Origin of the sequence: Cyanobium gracile PCC 6307, from assembly GCF_000316515.1 — a bacterium.
Lineage (GTDB): Bacteria > Cyanobacteriota > Cyanobacteriia > PCC-6307 > Cyanobiaceae > Cyanobium > Cyanobium gracile.
The window spans coordinates 2691301-2708175 of the sequence record NC_019675.1 but is presented as its reverse complement, the minus strand read 5'-3'; the positions used below and the strand labels follow the sequence as shown (position 1 = coordinate 2708175).

The following is a 16875-nucleotide window of genomic DNA, read 5'->3' as shown; positions in this document are numbered from 1 at the left end:
CATGGGCACGCCGGAGGACACCTCGGAGCGGCGGGTGCTGGTGGCCCTGGGCAGCGCCTGGGCCCTGACGGCCGGGTGGTTCCTGTTCTGGCCGGTGCCCACCGAGGTGGTCGGCCGGGGGGTCGTGATCGTGCCCGGAGGCGCCACGGTGATCGATTCCCGGGCCGAGGGCCAGATCCTCAGCCTGCCGGTGCGGGAGGGCCAGCGGGTGAGCCGGGGCCAGACCCTGGTCCGCCTCTACCTGCCCACCCTGGAGCAGCAACTGCGCCGCCAGGAGAAGGACCTGGCCGAGCTGATCCGCATCAACGCCGATCTCGACCGGCGCGACCGGGCGCGGCTGGCCTCGGCCCGGCGCCTGCGGGACACCGCCCTGGCCAAGCTGGAGGGCAACCGGGAGCGCCTGGACGCCCTGCGTCGCGTCTACGACCAGAAGGTGGCCGATTTCCGCCATCTGGCCCGCCGCGAGGTGGTGGCCCCCCTGGCCGCGGAAGTGGTGGCCAGCGAGGACCGGGCCATCCAGCTCGATAACAGCGTCGCCGAACTGGGCATCCGGCAGCGGGAGGCCATCGACGCCTGGGAGAAGGTGAGGCTCGCCATCGACACCGAAGCCCAGCGGCGGCGCTTCGCCATCCAGGACGCCCGCCGCGCCGTCCGGGTCACCCAGACCCGCCTGACCTACGACGGCACCCTCACCGCCACCCGGGACGGGCGGTTGCTCGATCTGCAGGTGGTGCGGGGCCAGACGGTGAAGCCCGGGCAGCGCCTCGGCACCCTGGGGAGCCCCCGGGCGGAGCGCGGCAGCGCCGATGGCGGCAACCAGGCCCTGCAGGCGGTGGCCTACTTCGCCCCGGCCGATGCCCGCCGCCTGCGCCCCGGCCTGGCCATGGAGGTGGTGCCGGACTGGAACGAGCGGGGCCGGTTCGGCGGCATCCGCGGGCGTGTGCGCAACATCAACCTGTTGCCCGCCACCCGCGAGGACGTCAACACCACCCTGGGCAACCCCCAGCTGGCGGAGGCCCTGGTACGCAACGGGCCGGTGATGCGCACCGAGATCGCCCTGCTGAGCGCAGCCGGCGGCTCCGGCCTCGACGGCTATCGCTGGACCCTCAGCCGCGGCAGCAGCGTCTTTCCGATCCGTGAGGGGCTGACGCTCAAGGCCCACAGCTACGTCGAATGGCGCCCACCGGTCAGCTATCTGCTGCCGCTGCTGCGCGACCTCACCGGCAGCTACCGCACCCTGCGCCAGCAGGAGCGCCAGGACCTGCCGCCCCTGCGGCAGCGGGAGACCCTGCCATGACCCGGGAACGGCCCTGGCTGGTGCTGGAGGCGGCCCTGCTGGTGGTGCTGCTGCACGCCAATGCCCCGGAGGTGTGGTTCTGGTTCGCCGCCCTGGTGGTGCTGCTGCTGTGGCGCTCCTTCGCCTGGCGCCAGCGCCGCTGGCAGCGGCTGCAGCAACGCCAGGGCGACGCTCAGGAGCCGCCCAGCACCAGCGGCAGCGCCACCGGCTGATCGGGCCGGTCCGGCACCGGCAGCAGTTCGCGCAGCAGCTGGGCGTAGCTGACATTGGCCAGGGTGGTGGATTCGGCCACCCCCTCCATCGCGCCGGTGAGGGTGGCGACGGTGTCGGCCACATCGCTGTAGTCGGCCAGACCCAGCTGGTAGCGGGCCCGCACGTCCCGGAAGGCCTCGCGCGAGGCGCTGTAGGAGGCGCGGGCCGCCACGATCTGGCGCAGGGCGGCCCGATGGTCGTAGAAGGCGGCCTCCAGGCGCTGGCGGATGGCGTTGCGTTCGCGGGCCAGCTGCTGGTCGGTGCGGGCGGCGGCGGAGCGGCTGGCGGCCACGGCGCCGGCGGTGACGCCACCATCGAAGAACCGCCAATGCAGCTGCAGGCCCGCGGCCCAGTCGGAGCGCTGGTTGAGCAGCTGGGGGATGAGGGCCGAGCTGCAGCAGCCCTCCAGCTCGATCACCGGCTGCGTGGTCAGCCCCTGGCCGTAGCCGCCGGTGGCCACCAGCCGCAGGCTGGGCAGCAGCTCGGCGGCGCGGCGGTCAGCCTGGCGCAGCAGGGCGTCGCGGGCGGCCTGCAGGGCCCGCAGCTGGGGATTGTCCCGCCAGCCGCGCACGATCGTCTGCTCCAGATCGAGGGGCCAGGGGGGCTGCAGCCGCACCGCATCGCTGGCCCGGAGGCTGACGTCGAAGGGCACGTTGATCAGGTTGCTGAGCTGGCGCTGGCGACTCAGCTGCAGGGCCTCCGCCTGCTCGAAGCGATAGCGGCTCTGCTGCAGGGCGGCCTCGGCCCGGAGCCGGTCGAGCCGCGGCACCAGGCCCACCTGCTGGAGGGCCGCCACCTGGTCGCGCACCACCGTGTCGCTCTCGACGACGGCCCGGCGGATCCGCAGCAGCTGGTCGGCGAGCTGAAGGCCGTAGTAGGCGATGCTCACATCCAGCTGCAGCTGGCGCAGCCGATCGGCGTAGCGCTGGCGGGAGGCCTTGAGGCTGTCGTCGGCCTCGGCGATGGCGGCGGCGCGGTAGGGGCTGAGCAGCTCCCAGGCCAGCTCCACCCGGGCGGCGGCGGCACCGACATTGGACTGCACCACATTCCAACCCTGGTTGCGGACCAGAAACGGGGAGCCCGCCGGATAGAGGCCGGCGTTGTCGGTCCAGACCTGGTTGTAGGAGCGCTGCTGGCTGAAGCCGCCCGCCAGGTTCAGGCCCAGCTCCGGCCAGCGGCGCCCCCGGGCCGAGCCGGCCAGGTCCTGCTGCTCGCGCACGCCAAGCACGGCGGCGGCCAGATCGGGATCGTTGCGCACGGCCACCGCCAGGGCCTGGGCCAGGCTGAGCCGCTGGCGCCGCTCGATCCGCACCGCCTCGGGCGCCAGGGGAAGGGCCGTCGCCGCCGGCGCCATCAGCGCCGGATCGGGCGGACCGGGGTCGGAACCGTCCGGCTCCTCGGCTCCAGCGGCCTCGGGAGCGGCGGGCAACAGGCTGCGGTCGAGCCGTTCGAGGTCGTCCTGGAACCCCTGGAGGCTGCGCAGCAGCGCCGCGGAGGGGGGCGGCAGGCGCCGGGGCCGGGGGGCGGCGATCAGCTCCTGGCCCAAGGCGTGGGCCATCGGCGCCGCCAGCGCCAGGCCCAGGGCCCGGGCCAGGCAGCGTCGGAGCTGACGCCGGATCACGGCTGGCGTGTCCCTGGGGGCGGACCCGGGGACGGGGCCGATGGCGCGGCGGGTGGCGTGGCGGTCGCGGTGCGGGCCTGCATCAGATCGTGCAGACCCAGGCTGGTGCGGGCCAGGCAGCCGATCGAGAAGCAGATCGCCGCACTGCCGAACAGCCCCAGCTGCGCTTCCCTGGTCTCGCCTTGAATGCGCGTCATCGCCAGCAGCACCACCCCGGCGGCCAGCCAGGGCAGGGTGACGACCAGGCTGAGCTGGGATCGGGTCATCGCCATCAGCGCAGGCCCAGCTCCCGGCGCAGCTGCAGCTCCAGCTGGCGCACAGCATTGACCCGCGCCATGGCCCAGGAGAGCTGGCAGACGCAGCCGATCGAGAAGCAGATCGCGGCGTTCCCGAACAGTCCCCAGGCGTGGCTGTGCAGGTTGAAATCCTCCGCCAGCAGGAGCCGCAGCGCCAGGATCACCAGCAGGCCGGCCACCACCCAGGGGCCGTAGACCCAGCCGACGAAGAACTGGTCGACGAACAGCCGTCGCGGCGGCGGGGCCATGGGACCGGGATCCAGGGTTTCAAGTCTGCCGCAGCAACGCCCTCAGGACGACCGTCGCCGCAGGGCCAGCAGCAGCGTCTCGAACACCTCCGGCAGGGGCGCCTCGCACACCAGTCGCTCGCCGCTGATCGGGTGGTCGAGGGCCAGACGCACCGCGTGCAGGGCCTGGCCACTCAGGGCCACCGGCAGCTTGCGGCAGCGGCCGTAGGTGGCATCCCCCACGATCGGGTGGCCCGTGTGGGCGCAGTGCACCCGGATCTGGTGGGTGCGACCCGTGTCGAGCTTGAAGCGCAGCAGCGCGTAGTCGCCCAGGGGTTCGATCAGGCGCCAGTGGGTGCAGGCATGGCGTCCGGTGGCGTCCGTGACCACCGCATACTTCTTGCGATCGACCGGATGGCGGCCGATGGCCGCCACGATCGTGCCGCTCTCGGCCGCCGGCCGGCCGTGCACCACCGCCAGGTACTCCCGCGAGGCGATGCGCTGCTGGATCTGCACCTGCAGCTTCACCAGCGCCTCCTGGCTCTTGGCGACCACGATGCAGCCGGTGGTGTCCTTGTCGAGGCGGTGCACGATGCCCGGCCGCATCTCGCCGCCGATGCCGGGCAGGTCGGGGCAGTGGTGCAGCAGGCCGTTGACCAGGGTGCCGTCCTTGTTGCCGGGGGCCGGATGGACCGTGAGCCCGGCGGGCTTGTTGATCACGATCAGATGCTCGTCCTCGAACAGCACGTCGAGAGCCATCGGCTGGGGGACCAGGTAGGGCAGGGGCTCCGGCGGCGGCATCCACAGCTCGACGGTGTCATCGGTGCGCAGGGGCGTCTTGGCCCGGCCCGTGACGCCGTTGACCCGCACGTAGCCCGCATCGATGAACTTCTGGATGCGGGCCCGGCTCTGCTCGGGCCGCTGGGACACCAGCCAGCGGTCGAGCCGCATCGGCAGCGGCTTCGGGTAATGGAGCGTCACAAGCTCCCCTTCGCCCTCCCCGAAGGCGCCCATCAGCTGGAGGGCGGCTCCTGGGCAGGCCGCTCGGGTGGCGGCAGTTCCAGGGAGATCGGCCCCAGCAGGGAGCGGCGGAAATCATCGAGCAGCCGCTGGGCCATGCGGGGGGTGTCGCCGCTGGTGTGGCGGGCCGCCGCCGCCGCGAGCCAGGCTTCGGCATCGGGGATCGGTCGCTTGGGGTCCGCTCCGGGCAACGGCGGCACCGTCACCCCGTAGCGGCGCTCCAGCAGTCCCGGCGCCACCCCGGCCGCCGCCACCGGCTCCAGCTGGGCCAGCAGGCGCAGGAAGGCCTGGGCCACCGCCTCGCCGTCATAGGAGGCCTGGCCGATGTCGTCGCAGAGGGCCAGCCGCAGACCGGCGAGCTGGTCATCGAGGCGGGGGGGCAGCACCCCGGGGGCGTCGAGCAGGTCGAGGTCCTGACCCAGCCGCACCCAGCGCAGGCTGCGGGTGACGCCTGCACGGCGGGCGCTCTCCACCACCTTCTGGCGCACCAGCCGGTTGATCAGGGCCGACTTGCCCACGTTGGGGAAGCCGAGCATCAGGGCCCGCACGGGGCGCGGCTTCATGCCCCGGCCAGCCCGGCGGGCATTGAGGGTCTCACCGGCCCGGATCGCCGCCTGCTGCAGCTGCTTGACGCCGGTGCCCACCTTGGCGTCGCACCACCAGGGCACCTCCCCCCGCTGGCGGAACCAGCCGTCCCAGGCCAGGCGGGCGCCGGCGCTGACCATGTCGCGGCGGTTGATCACCAGCAGATGCTGCTTGCCCCGGATCCAGCGCTGCAGCCGCGGGTGTCCGGTGGCCAGGGGGATGCGGGCATCCCGCACCTCGATCACCAGGTCCACCTTCTCCAGGTTGGCGCTGAGGGCTTTCTCCGCCTTGGCGATGTGGCCCGGATACCACTGGATCGGTGGGGCGGCGGTGCTGAGGCGGACCGTGTCGCCGACGTCCGGCATCAGGGCACCACCAGCACCGGACAGGGCGCCAGCTGCAGCACCCGGGCGGCGGTGCTGTGGTGGTCCTCCTCCAGGGTGATGCCGCGGGTGCCCATGACGATCACATCGGCATTGATCTCATCGGCCACATCGCCGATGACGAAGGCCGGCTTTCCCTCCCGCTCCAGCACCTCGCAGGCCACACCGGCCTGGGTGAAACTGGCGAGGGCCTGCTCCAGCAGCTGGGCCACCGCGGCGGGATCGTGCATCACACCCTCTTCGGCCTCCACCACCGACAGGAGCACGACACGGCTGCCGTGGCGCTGGGCGAGCTGCAGTGTGACGGCCGCCGTTTCCATCGTCTGGCGGCTCTGGTCGATGGGGAACAGGACGGTGTCGAACATGGCGGAAGGCCCAGCCCTCTTGTCCTAGCGCCGACCGTTGCGGCCGCCAGGGAGCGGGGGTGGGAAGAACCGAATCCCGCCAGGGGCTGAGCGGGAGGCGCCGGAGGCTAATCTCCCCCCGCCTTAACTCATAAAAGTAACCATGGCGAAGCGATCCCTCTCCAGCCTCAGTGCCGACGATCTCCGCGGCAAGCGGGTGCTGGTCAGGGTCGACTTCAACGTGCCCCTCGACGAGGCCGGGGCCATCACCGACGACACCCGCATCAGGGCCGCCCTGCCGACGGTGCAGCACCTGATCGACCACGGCGCTCGGGTGCTGCTGGCCGCCCACTTCGGCCGGCCCAAGGGCCAGGTGAACGAGTCCATGCGGCTGACGCCGGTGGCGGCCCGCCTCAGCGAGCTGCTGGGCAAGCCCGTGACCAAGACCGACAGCTGCATCGGCCCCGACGCCGAGGCCAAGGTGGCCGCGATGGCCGATGGCGACGTGGTGCTGCTGGAGAACGTGCGCTTCTTCGCCGAGGAGGAGAAGAACGACGCCGCCTTCGCCGAGAAGCTGGCGGCCCTGGCCGACATCTATGTGAACGACGCCTTCGGCGCCGCCCACCGGGCCCATGCCTCCACCGAGGGCGTGACGAAGTATCTGAGCCCCAGCGTGGCCGGCTTCCTGATGGAGAAGGAACTCCAGTATCTGCAGGGGGCCATCGATGAGCCGAAGCGTCCCCTGGCCGCGATCGTCGGCGGCTCCAAGGTGAGCAGCAAGATCGGCGTGCTCGAGTCGCTGATCGACAAGTGCGACAAGGTGCTGATCGGCGGCGGCATGATCTTCACCTTCTACAAGGCGCGCGGCCTGGCGGTGGGCAAGAGCCTGGTGGAGGAGGACAAACTGGAGCTCGCCAAGGAACTGGAGGCCAAGGCGGCCGCCAAGGGCGTCCAGCTGCTGCTGCCCACCGACGTGGTGCTGGCGGACAACTTCGCCCCTGACGCCAACAGCCAGACCACGTCGATCGACGCCATCCCCGACGGCTGGATGGGCCTCGACATCGGCCCCGACTCGGTCAAGACCTTCCAGGACGCCCTGGCCGACTGCCAGACCGTGATCTGGAACGGCCCCATGGGCGTGTTCGAGTTCGACGCCTTCGCCGCCGGCACCAACGCCATCGCCCACACCCTGGCCGACCTGAGCGCCAAGGGCTGCTGCACGATCATCGGCGGCGGTGACTCCGTGGCCGCCGTGGAGAAGGTGGGCGTGGCCGAGAAGATGAGCCACATCTCCACCGGTGGCGGCGCCAGCCTGGAGCTGCTGGAAGGCAAGGTGCTCCCCGGCGTAGCCGCCCTCGACGAGGCCTGAGGCCCCGCTTTCAGGCCCGGACCGGGCTCAGATGCTGCCGGTGCCGGGGCTACGCCCCTCCCCCCCAGCCCCCTTTGCGCTCCCCCTTGCCCCACTGGGGCAGGGGGATGCCGTTGCGCTCGAGCAGGGCCTTCATGGCGGCCCGATGCTGCTCCCGCTGGCGCTGGCTGGCACTGCGCTGCTCCTTCATGCAGGTGCGCAGGGCCTCACTGCTGCCGGCGGCGGACAGGCAGCGCTCACCGCGCTGAAGGATGGCGATGCGGGCCTGCTGGTCGCTGAGCGCGAGGCGCTTCTGCTCGGGGAAGATCTTCTGCATCTGGGCGGGCGTGGGACGGCCGGCCGGGCTGGGGCCGCTCTGGGCCATGGCGACACCGGTGGAGCCCAGGACCATCGCCAGTAGGGCGACGCGGAGGGGGTGTAGCAGGGAGGAGGGCATGGGAGGGATCGTCCTGAACACATCCATGGTGACCGGCAGGTGTGACGGCGATCAGACTGGCCACCGGCCAGGTATGACCGAATGCAACTGAAGGCCCCTCACCCCCCGGCCAGGGGCCAGGCGCGCAGCGCCACAGCGAAGCGTCCCGGCAGCGGTTCGAGGGCTGCGGTGGCCTCCAGCCGGCGCAGGTCCCCGCCGTGGTCCCGGGCCACCTTGGCGGCGATGGCCAGGCCCAGGCCACAGTGCCCCTCGCCGCCGCGGGCCCGGTCGAGCCGCTGGAAGGGGGTCATGGCCTTGCGCCACTGCTGCGGGTCGATGCCCTCGCCGCAGTCCCAGACCTGGATCTCGAAGCCGCTCTCCACCGCTCCGGCCTCCCCCTGGGGCCGCCCCTCCCCGTCCCCCGGACCCAGGGGCCGCAGCACCAGCCGCAGGGGCGGCCGGCCGTAGGTGAGGGCGTTGTCGAGCAGGTTGCCCACCGCCCGCGCCACGGCGATCGGACGGACCCTCCGCACCAGCGGTTCCAGATCCAGCTCCAGGGGCACCTCCCCCACCGCCGCCGCCGCCTCGGCCACCAGGGCATCGAGGGGCACCAGCACCGGCGTCTCGTCGGCTTCGGCGCCGGCGAAGATCATGAACTGGCGCGTGATCCGCTCGATCGAGCGGATGTCGGCCTGGGCCCGCTCCAGCTCCTGCGGCGCCATCGGCCCCTCGGCGGCGAGGGCGAGGCGCAGGCGCAGCCGGGTGAGGGGGCTGCGCAGGTCGTGGGCGATGCCGGCCAGCATCGTCGTGCGCTCCCGGCCGGCCTCCTCCAGCCGCTGCAGCATGGCGTTGAACCGGGCCATCAGCTGGCGCACCGCCGGGGCCCCCTGGTCCGGCAGGGCCTCGGGAAGGGCCTCGAGACCCACGTCGGCCAGGGCCTCCTGCAGGCGGGTGAGGGGCCGCTGGATCTCCAGGGTGAGGAAGAGCAGCAGCGCCCCGAGGGCCCCCAGGCCGATGGAGAGGGTCAGCAGCAGGGGATCGGGCGGCCAGCCGCGGGGGGAGGGCAGGGCGACAAACAGCCAGACCCGCTCCAGGGGGGAGGCCATCTCCACCCACACCCCCCGCCGCGGCGACGAGGCCGGCAGCACCGCCGGGCAGCGCCCCAGGCGGCGGCAGAGTTCCGCCTCCATCCGCAGGGTCTGCCAGCGCAGCCGCCGGTCCCCCCCTCGGACAGGCCAGGCCCCGGGCTCCGGCCGCTGGCCCACCACCAGCTGCATGCCGCTGATCCGGCCGAGCACCTCGGGGCTGAAGCGTTCCAGGGCCACCTCCCCCAGCACCACGTTCGCGGCCACCTCCGAGCCGGTCTGGACCAGCTGCTGCTGGGCCAGCCGGCGACCCAGCAGCAGCTGCAGGAGAAGCAGGCAGAAGGCGGCGGCACCGGTGCCCGCCAGCAGGTACCCCAGGGTGCGCCCCAGCGACGGCCGACGGCCCCGCTCAGGACTGACGGGGCTTGCCATCGGGGACGAACACGTAGCCGTAGCCCCAGACCGTCTGCACGTAGCGGGGCCGGGCCGGCTCCGGCTCGATCAGCCGCCGCAGCCGTGACACCTGCACGTCCATGCTGCGGCTGTCGGTGTCGCTGCCCGGGCCCCGGGCCAGTTCGATCAGCCGCTCCCGCGAGAGGGGGCGGTGGGGGTGCTGCACGAACGCCGCCAGCAGGGCGAATTCACCGCCGGTAATGGTGAGCGCCTCCCCGAGGCGCTCCAGGGTGCGGGCCGCCAGGTCCACCTCCAGGTCGCCGAAGGCGATCCGCTCCCCGTCGGGCTGGGGCAATCCGCCGGGCAGGGTGCCGCGGCGACGCAGCACGGCCTCGATGCGGGCGGTCAGCTCCCGGGGCAGGAAGGGCTTGGCCAGATAGTCATCGGCCCCCTGCTCCAGGCCGATGATGCGATCCACCGCATCGGCCCGGGCCGTGAGCATCAGCACCGGCAGGTCGTCGGCCCCGTCCCGCAGCCGCCGCAGCAGGCTGAGGCCGTCATCGCCGGGGAGCATCAGGTCAAGCACGAGCAGGTCGGGACGCTGGCCCTGGAGCCGGGCCATCAGCTGGGCGCCGTCCCCCATGCAGCGGACCTCGTAGCCCTGCTCCCCGAGGTAGGTGGACAGGAGCTGGCGCAGCTCTGGGTCGTCATCCACCACCCAGATCCGATGCGGTCGGCCCATGGCTCAGGGCTCGAGCGACTTGCGATCGGCGACGACCCGCACCCGCTTGGTGGCGCTGACGATGCCGTCGGGATGGACCAGCAGCACGGCCCAGGTCTGGGAGCCGGGGGACAGGGGGGCCTGGACGATCTTGAACAGCCCGCCGCCACCCAGCGCCCCCAGTTCCAGGCTGGGGCTGGCCATCGCCGCCTGCTGCTGGGGGGTGATAGCCGTGATGCCGCCGGCGGCGAGGGCCCCGTCGAGCGGTTCGTCGAAGATCACGTCGACGTCGTAACGCTGGCCGGTCAGCACCGCATCAGGGATCAGCAGGCTCACCGGCACGGGCTTGTCACCGCTACGCAGCAGGGACCGCTCCCGCAGCACCGTCTGGCCGTTGATGCGGGTGCCGTCGCTCTGCAGGGCGAGCAGCTGCTCCGCCTCCAGCCGGTAGGTGGTGCCGCCCTGGCGCCGGGTGCCCTCCACCCGCAGGGTGACCGTGGGCTGGCCGTCCCGCAGCTGGGTGCCGGAGCTCAGCTGCCAGCGGGCATCGGGGAACTGCTGGCGCAGCAGGCGGCGACGGTTCTCCAGCTGGGCGGGATCCAGGCCGGGGCCGGCCTGCAGCAGGCCGGCCAGGGCCGTGTCGGAGCTGCTGTTGAGGGCGCTCTCGAGGGCCTGCAGCTGGGCCGCCGACGGGGGAGCCGCCAGGGCGGGGGCCACGCCAACGCTGGCCGCCACCGCCGCCAGGCCGACCAGGCAGGCAGCGAGCCGCTGCGGCGTCCGGACCGGGGGCAGGGGGGCGGGCAGCGGGCAGGACGGAGCCATGGAGAGGGAGGGATCCGGGGCGGCGGTGGGCGGACCGGAGTCGGCTTTTAAGTTAGGCGCGCTCGTCCCACCCGCCCATGCCGACCCTGCTGATCGCCGCCAGCGGCACGGGTGGCCACCTGTTCCCGGCCCTGGCGGTGGCCGAGGCCCTGGCGGACGACTGGCAGGTGCACTGGCTGGGGGTGCCGGACCGGCTGGAGACCGAGCTGGTGCCCAGCCGCTACCCCCTGCACACGGTGCGGGCCGGCGGGCTGCAGGGGAGAGGCCTGCGCAAGCTCTGGAACCTGCTCCAGCTGCTGCTGGCCGTGCTGCCGGTGCGGCGCCTGATCCGGCGCGAGGGGGTGAGCGCGGTGTTCAGCAGCGGCGGGTACATCGCCGCCCCGGCGATCCTCGCCGCCCGCTGGTGCGGGGTGCCGGTGGTGCTGCACGAGAGCAACGCCGTCCCGGGCCGGGTGACCCGGCTGCTGGGGCCGCTGTGCACCCGGGTGGTGGTGGGCCTGCCCCAGGCGGTCGAGCGGCTGCCCCGCTGCCGCCCGCTGGTGTGCGGCACCCCGGTGCGGCGCGCGTTCCTCAGCCCCGCGGCCCTGCCGGGATGGGTGCCCCGGGGCGCCGGCCCCCTGCTGCTGGTGATGGGCGGCAGCCAGGGGGCCCTGCGCCTCAACCGCATGGTGCGGCCCCTGCTGCCGCTGCTGGCGGCCAGCGGCTGCCGCGTCGTCCACCTCACCGGCAGCCAGGATCCGGACGCCGGCCAGCTGCACCTCGACGGGGTGGTCGAGCGAGCCTTCAGCGAAGAGCTGCCGGGCCTGCTGCAGCACTGCGACCTGGCCATCAGCCGCGCCGGTGCCGGCAGCCTCAGCGAACTGGCGGTGTGCGGCACCCCGGCGATCCTGGTGCCCTTCCCGGCGGCCGCCGACCGCCATCAGGACGCCAACGCCGCCGCCGCCGCCACCGTGGGCGCCGCGGTGATCGTCTGGCAGCACGACCCCGGGGAACCTGCCCTGGAGCGGGCCGTCTGGCGGCTGCTGGGTCCCCGCCTGCGGGGCAGCGCCGCCGCCGCCGACCCCCTGTTCGCCATGGGCGACGGCATGGGGACCCTGGCGGTGCGGGACGCCGACCGCCGGCTGGTGCAGGTGCTGGAGCAGCTCATCGGCCGCGGCTGAACTGCTCCAGGGCCCCCAGCAGGCGCCGGTTGCCGGCCCTGTCCTGGACGGCGATCCGCAGCCAGTCCTCCCCCAGACCCTCGAAGGAGCGGCAGTCGCGCACCAGGATCCGGTGCCGGCGCTCCAGCGCCAGCCGCAGCGGCTGGAGCGATGCATCCGGCGGGCGGCTGCGCACCAGCAGGTAGTTGGCGGCCGAGGGCAGGGGCTCCAGGCCCGGCACCGCCGCCAGACGGACCTCCAGCCAGGCCCCCTCCCCGGCCACCCAGCGCTGCACCCGCCCCTGCCAGCGCCGCAGGCCGGCCTGATCGGCCATCAGGAACCGGCCCGCCGCCGCCGCCAGCCCGTTGACGGGCCAGGGATCGCGCCAGCCGGCCCACCGGGCCAGCCGCCCGGGGTCGCCCAGGGCGTAGCCGAGCCGCAGCCCGGCGATCGAAAAGAGCTTGGTGAGGCTGCGGATCACCACCAGCCGGGGGTGGTCCGCCAGCAGCGGCACCAGCGACTGCTCCTCCCCGCCGGGCACCAGCGGCAGGAACGCCTCGTCCACCACCACCAGGGCGAACCGCTCCAGCAGGGGCTCCAGCGAGCGCCGGCTCCAGAGCTGGCCGGTGGGGTTGTGGGGATTGGTGAGCCAGAGCACGGCCGCGCCGGACCCGGCAGCCTCGACGGCCTCGGCGGCAGCCTCGGCCAGGGGCCAGGGGCCCGGCCCGGCCCCGGACCAGTCGAGGGGCAGCGGCAGGGAACGCCAGGTGCCGCCCCAGCAGGCCAGGGCGCGGCGGTAGTCGGCGAACCCCGGTGACGGCAGCAGACTCAGGCCGCCGGCCGCCGCGTCCCGGGCCGCCCAGGTGAACAGCTCGGCGGCCCCGTTGCCGGGCAGGACCCGGGCCGGATCCAGGCCGTGCCAGGCGGCGATGGCCTCGCACAGGGCGGCGTAGTCCCGGTCGGGATAGTCCCGCAGATCGCTCCCCAGCGCCCTGATCAGAAGGCGCCGCAGCCGGGGCGGCGGCCCGAAGGGCACCAGGGACGCGCTGGCATCGAGCAGCTGGTCCGGTCGGCAGCCGAGCCGCCGGGCGGCCGCCTGCAGGTTGCCGCCATGGGGATCCGGCGGTTCAGGCGTCCCCATCGCCGGGTGGAGGGCTGGCACCGGCTCCAGCGAACATTAAGGCGGTTGTAACACGGAAGCATGGCCGGGCTGCTGCAATGGGTGGGCCACCGGTGCGCCCCGCTCCCCCGTGCCCTCTTCCCCCCTCCAGCCGGTCATCCGCGCGATCGGCGAGGTGCTGCTGGGCAAGGAGCATCAGGTGCGGCTGGCCCTCGCCTGCCTGCTGGCCCGCGGCCACCTGCTGATCGAGGACCTGCCCGGCATGGGCAAGACCACCCTGGCCGAAGCCCTGGCCCGCAGCTTCGGGCTCGGCTTCAAGCGGGTGAGCTTCACCAGTGACCTGCTGCCGGCGGATCTCACGGGCCTGAACGTGTTCGACCCCGCCGCCGCCAGCTTCCGCTTCCAGCCCGGTCCCCTGTTCAGCCAGGTGCTGCTCGCCGATGAGATCAACCGGGCCAGCCCCCGCACCCAGAGCGCCCTGCTGGAGGCGATGGCCGCCGGTCGGGTGAGCGTCGACGGCACCAGCCATCCACTGCCCCGGCCCTTTCTGGTGATCGCCACCCAGAACGGCCTCGACCAGGGGGGCACCTCGGCCCTGCCGGAATCCCAGCTCGACCGGTTCCTGATGCGCCTCAGCCTCGGCTACCCGCCCCGCCAGGCGGAGCGGGCCCTGCTGCAGGGTGAGGGGCTGCGGCCCGACGGCCTCAGCGGTGCCTTCGGCCCGGAGGACCTGCTGGCCCTGCAGGAGCGCTGCGACCGGCAGCACTGCAGCCCCGCCCTGCTCGACTACGTGCTCGACCTGCTGGAGCGCAGCCGCCGCCAGCCCTCCCAGGCCCATCCCCTCTCGCCCCGGGCCGGCCTGGCCCTGGTGGCCGCCGCCCGCGCCTGGTCGCTGCTGGAGGGCCGCGACCACGTGATTCCGGACGACGTGCAGGCGGTGCTGGCGGCCGTCTGCGAGCACCGCATGGACGGCGGCCAGCGCGGGGGCAGCGACGGGGAGCTGAGCCAGCGGCTCCAGGAAGGCGTCGATGGACTTCGGTAGGCCCCAGCAGGGGGAACGGGTGCGCCTGCGGATGCGCAACCTCTACATCCTGCCGACGCGCTTCGGCTGGCTCTGGCTGGCGGGCACGGTGCTGCTGCAGGTGGTGGGGGTCCAGATGCAGAGCAACGGCACGCTGCTGCTCAGCTTCCTGATGCTGAGCCTGTTCCTGCTCACCCTGCACCTCACCCACTTCAACCTGCAGGGGGTGGAGCTGGCCTGCGGCGCCCCGGCGCCGGGCTTCGCCGGCGAACCGGTCCCCTATCCGATACGGCTGCGCTGCCCGGGCCGCAGCGAGGGGGTGCGCCTGCGGCTGGGGGGGGAGGCCCCGGGGCCGGCCCTGTCGCTGGCGGCGGGGGAGCATGAGCTGGCCGTGGCCTGGACCCCGCCGGCCCGGGGCTGGCAACGGCCCGGGCTGCTGCGGATCCAGACGACGGCACCCCTGGGGCTGTTCTGCTGCTGGTCGCGCTGGCATCCGCCGACGGCCCAGCTGATCTACCCGGCCCGTCGGGCCGGACCGGTGCGGCTGCTGGCCGCAGGCTCGGCCCCCCTGGAGGGCGAACCGGCCCTGGCCAGCCGCCAGGACGGCACCGACGACTGGCGCGACCTGGCCCCCCATCGCCCCCAGGACAGCCCCAGCCGGCTGGCCTGGAAGCTGCTCGCCCAGGGGCGGGGGGAGTACGCCAAGCGCTTCCTGGATCGCCCCGAAGCGGCCCCCCTGCTGGCCCCCGAACCCGGGGTGCCCTTGGAGACGGCCCTCGAACACCTGAGTGAGCGCATCTGGAGCTGGCACGGCCGGGGCCTCAGCTACGGCCTGGAGCTGAACGGCCAGAGCGTCGCGCCCGGCCGGGGGGTGCTCCACCGGGACCAGTGCCTGACGGCCCTGGCCTGCTGCCGATGAGCCGCGCCGCCGCCCCCCTGCAGTGGCTCACCATGGGCTTGCTGGCCGTGGGACTGCTGGGCCTGTCGCCGGCCCTGTCCCTCAGCCTGCTGGCCTTCGGCCTGGCCGTGCTGACGGCCCTGAAGCTGCGCGAGGCCCGCAGCCTCGAGGAACGGCGGGTGGTGGCCCTGCTGCAGCTGGTCTGCGCCGGCCTGCTGGCGGCCCTGCGTCCCGAACTGGCCCCGAGCCTGCTGCAAGGCCTGGCCATCCTGATGGCCCTGGCCGGGCTGCTGGCCCTGGAACTGGGGGCCGGTCCCGACTGGAAGGCGCTGCTGCGCCGCAGCCTGCAGGTGCTGCTGGCGGCCCTGCCCATCGCCCTGGTGCTGTTCCTGCTGCTGCCCCGCCTGATGCCCTTCACCACCTTCGGTGCGGGCCAGGGCATGGGGGCGATGACCGGCCTCAGCGACAGCATGGAGCCGGGCTCGATCGCCAGGCTCGCCGTCAGCCGCCAGGCCGCCGCCCGCGTCGCCTTCCCCCTCGGCGGCGAGCCGCCCCCCCTTGAGCAGCGTTACTGGCGGGTGCTGGTGCATGAACGCTTCGACGGCCGCAGCTGGCGCAGCACCGCTCCGACCTTCCCCCGGCCGGCGGCCGGCCAGCCCACCCCGCCGCCGCCCCCCGCCGCCCCGGGGGAGGGGATCCAGCTGTGGCTGATCGAGCCCAGCGGTCTGGCGGCGGTGCCCTGGAGCGGATCCGGCCGGCCCCTGTCCGCCGACCTGAGCCTGCAGCGCAGCGGCGAACTGCTGAACCGGGCCCCGGGCAGCCAGCGACGCGTCTACGCCCTGACCCGGACGGCGGACCAGCCCGGCTGGCGCACCGCTCCCCCCGGCCCCGTCGACCTGCTGCTGCCGCTGGGCGAGAACCCACGGCTGGAGGCCCTGGCCGCCGACTGGCGGCGCCTCGGCAGCGACCGGGAGCGGCTGGACGCGGCCGCCGGCTGGTTCCGCGGCCAGCCCTTCCGCTACACCCTCGAGCCCGGGGCCCTGCCTCGAGAGGCCCCCCTCGACCACTTCCTGTTCGAGAGCCGCCTGGGCTTCTGCGGCCACTACGCCAGCGCCTTCACCACCCTGATGCGGGCGGCGGGGGTGCCGGCGCGGGTGGTGAGCGGCTACCGCGGCGGCCAGTGGGTGCAGCCGGTGGGCGGCACCGGCTACGTGGACCTGCGCCAGGCGGACGCCCATGCCTGGAGCGAGGTGTGGCTGGCCGGGGAAGGCTGGCGGCGCGTCGATCCCACCGCCTGGGCGGCGGGGGACCCCCTGGTGCGTTCAGGGGCGGCGGGCGCCGGGCGCCGGGCCGGAGGCGGCCCGCTGGACTGGATCCAGCAGCAGTGGTGGGGGCTCGACATCGCCTGGGCCCGGTGGTGGTTGGGGTACGACGGCGAGCAGCAGCAGGCCCTGGTGGCCCGGCTGCTGGGCGAGCAGCGCCACCTGCTGGGGGTGGTGGTGCTGCTGGCGGTGGCCGTCAGCCTGGCCGTCGGCCTGGGGGGCCTCGGCTGGCTGGGCCGGCGCCACCGCGGCGATCCCCTGCGCCTGGAGCTGGAGCGGACCGTGCGGGCCTTCGCCCAGCAGGGCATGGCACCGGCGGCGGGGGAAACCCTGGGCGGCTTCGCCCGGAGGCTGGCCGCGCGCTGGCCGTCCCTGGCCGATCCCCTGGAGGCCTTCGTGGCGACTTACCAGCAGCAGCGCTTCACCAGCGCCCCCAGCCGGACAGGACGACGGCAGGCTCAACGGCTGGGACGGGTGCTGCGCCGTTCCCTGCGGACCGGCAACCGCCCAGCGGAAGCGGTACAACGGGACCACCCCTGAACTGG

The 16875-nt window shown here is 73.9% G+C and carries 18 protein-coding genes; 7 read left to right on the top strand and 11 right to left on the bottom strand.

The features are described 5' to 3' along the window. Position 1 precedes the first annotated feature (1 nt). Positions 2 to 1297 carry an NHLP bacteriocin system secretion protein gene (locus CYAGR_RS13085; RefSeq protein WP_015110310.1) on the top strand — a complete coding sequence of 432 codons (1296 nt, stop codon included), beginning with the start codon at positions 2 to 4 and terminating at the stop codon, positions 1295 to 1297. Beyond that, positions 1294 to 1509, top strand: a complete 216-nt coding sequence (locus CYAGR_RS13080; RefSeq protein ID WP_015110309.1) for a hypothetical protein — start codon at positions 1294 to 1296, stop codon at positions 1507 to 1509. The genes CYAGR_RS13085 and CYAGR_RS13080 overlap by 4 nt, the downstream gene beginning before the upstream one ends. On the opposite strand, the gene CYAGR_RS13075 is transcribed toward CYAGR_RS13080, so the two are convergent. The 6 genes from CYAGR_RS13075 to CYAGR_RS13050 are packed head-to-tail and all read right to left on the bottom strand — an operon-like array spanning position 1470 to position 6046. After that, a complete protein-coding gene (locus tag CYAGR_RS13075) occupies positions 1470 to 3170 on the bottom strand; it encodes a TolC family protein (RefSeq protein ID WP_015110308.1) in 1701 nt (566 codons plus the stop codon). The two genes, CYAGR_RS13080 and CYAGR_RS13075, sit on opposite strands and share 40 nt — an antisense overlap. Beyond that, complete coding sequence (locus CYAGR_RS13070) at positions 3167 to 3436, bottom strand: hypothetical protein (protein ID WP_071881597.1); 270 nt, start codon at positions 3434 to 3436, stop codon at positions 3167 to 3169. Before CYAGR_RS13070 ends, CYAGR_RS13075 begins: the two co-directional genes overlap by 4 nt. Before the next feature lie 5 nt (positions 3437 to 3441). Then, entirely contained in the window at positions 3442 to 3714 is a 273-nt protein-coding gene (locus CYAGR_RS13065) for a hypothetical protein (RefSeq protein WP_015110306.1), read from the bottom strand. Positions 3715 to 3756: 42 nt separating this feature from the next. Continuing rightward, positions 3757 to 4707, bottom strand: a complete 951-nt coding sequence (locus tag CYAGR_RS13060) for an RluA family pseudouridine synthase (protein ID WP_015110305.1) — start codon at positions 4705 to 4707, stop codon at positions 3757 to 3759. Beyond that, a complete protein-coding gene (gene ylqF / locus CYAGR_RS13055) occupies positions 4707 to 5663 on the bottom strand; it encodes a ribosome biogenesis GTPase YlqF (protein ID WP_015110304.1) in 957 nt (318 codons plus the stop codon). Before ylqF ends, CYAGR_RS13060 begins: the two co-directional genes overlap by 1 nt. Then, positions 5663 to 6046 (bottom strand): universal stress protein, encoded by a 384-nt coding sequence (locus tag CYAGR_RS13050; protein WP_015110303.1) that lies wholly within the window; start codon positions 6044 to 6046, stop codon positions 5663 to 5665. Before CYAGR_RS13050 ends, ylqF begins: the two co-directional genes overlap by 1 nt. Positions 6047 to 6188: 142 nt before the next feature. Here CYAGR_RS13050 and CYAGR_RS13045 point away from each other — a divergent pair, with 142 nt between their 5' ends. Continuing rightward, complete coding sequence (locus CYAGR_RS13045; RefSeq protein ID WP_015110302.1) at positions 6189 to 7394, top strand: phosphoglycerate kinase; 1206 nt, start codon at positions 6189 to 6191, stop codon at positions 7392 to 7394. 49 nt (positions 7395 to 7443) lie between these two features. On the opposite strand, the gene CYAGR_RS13040 is transcribed toward CYAGR_RS13045, so the two are convergent. From CYAGR_RS13040 to CYAGR_RS13025, 4 genes are all read right to left on the bottom strand, one after another. Then, a complete protein-coding gene (locus CYAGR_RS13040; RefSeq protein WP_043325876.1) occupies positions 7444 to 7830 on the bottom strand; it encodes a hypothetical protein in 387 nt (128 codons plus the stop codon). Between the two features lie 98 nt (positions 7831 to 7928). After that, positions 7929 to 9326, bottom strand: coding sequence for an ATP-binding protein (locus CYAGR_RS13035; RefSeq protein ID WP_015110300.1), 1398 nt, complete (start codon positions 9324 to 9326; stop codon positions 7929 to 7931). Continuing rightward, a complete protein-coding gene (locus tag CYAGR_RS13030; RefSeq protein ID WP_015110299.1) occupies positions 9304 to 10029 on the bottom strand; it encodes a response regulator in 726 nt (241 codons plus the stop codon). The genes CYAGR_RS13035 and CYAGR_RS13030 overlap by 23 nt, the downstream gene beginning before the upstream one ends. 3 nt (positions 10030 to 10032) lie before the next feature. Beyond that, positions 10033 to 10830, bottom strand: coding sequence for a hypothetical protein (locus CYAGR_RS13025; RefSeq protein WP_015110298.1), 798 nt, complete (start codon positions 10828 to 10830; stop codon positions 10033 to 10035). Positions 10831 to 10907: 77 nt separating this feature from the next. On the opposite strand from CYAGR_RS13025, the gene CYAGR_RS13020 reads away from it, so the two are divergent. Then, complete coding sequence (locus CYAGR_RS13020) at positions 10908 to 11990, top strand: UDP-N-acetylglucosamine--N-acetylmuramyl-(pentapeptide) pyrophosphoryl-undecaprenol N-acetylglucosamine transferase (protein WP_015110297.1); 1083 nt, start codon at positions 10908 to 10910, stop codon at positions 11988 to 11990. Here the strand turns inward: CYAGR_RS13020 and CYAGR_RS13015 are convergent. Beyond that, a complete protein-coding gene (locus CYAGR_RS13015; RefSeq protein ID WP_015110296.1) occupies positions 11974 to 13110 on the bottom strand; it encodes a pyridoxal phosphate-dependent aminotransferase in 1137 nt (378 codons plus the stop codon). The genes CYAGR_RS13020 and CYAGR_RS13015 overlap by 17 nt on opposite strands. A 109-nt stretch (positions 13111 to 13219) precedes the next feature. On the opposite strand from CYAGR_RS13015, the gene CYAGR_RS13010 reads away from it, so the two are divergent. Genes CYAGR_RS13010 through CYAGR_RS13000 form a run of 3 tightly spaced genes read left to right on the top strand, consistent with a single transcriptional unit; the run spans position 13220 to position 16870 of the window. Further along, a complete protein-coding gene (locus tag CYAGR_RS13010; protein ID WP_015110295.1) occupies positions 13220 to 14131 on the top strand; it encodes an AAA family ATPase in 912 nt (303 codons plus the stop codon). Continuing rightward, positions 14118 to 15029 (top strand): DUF58 domain-containing protein, encoded by a 912-nt coding sequence (locus CYAGR_RS13005; RefSeq protein WP_015110294.1) that lies wholly within the window; start codon positions 14118 to 14120, stop codon positions 15027 to 15029. The genes CYAGR_RS13010 and CYAGR_RS13005 overlap by 14 nt, the downstream gene beginning before the upstream one ends. Continuing rightward, positions 14999 to 16870, top strand: coding sequence for a transglutaminase TgpA family protein (locus tag CYAGR_RS13000; protein WP_051017142.1), 1872 nt, complete (start codon positions 14999 to 15001; stop codon positions 16868 to 16870). Before CYAGR_RS13005 ends, CYAGR_RS13000 begins: the two co-directional genes overlap by 31 nt. Positions 16871 to 16875: the final 5 nt, after the last annotated feature.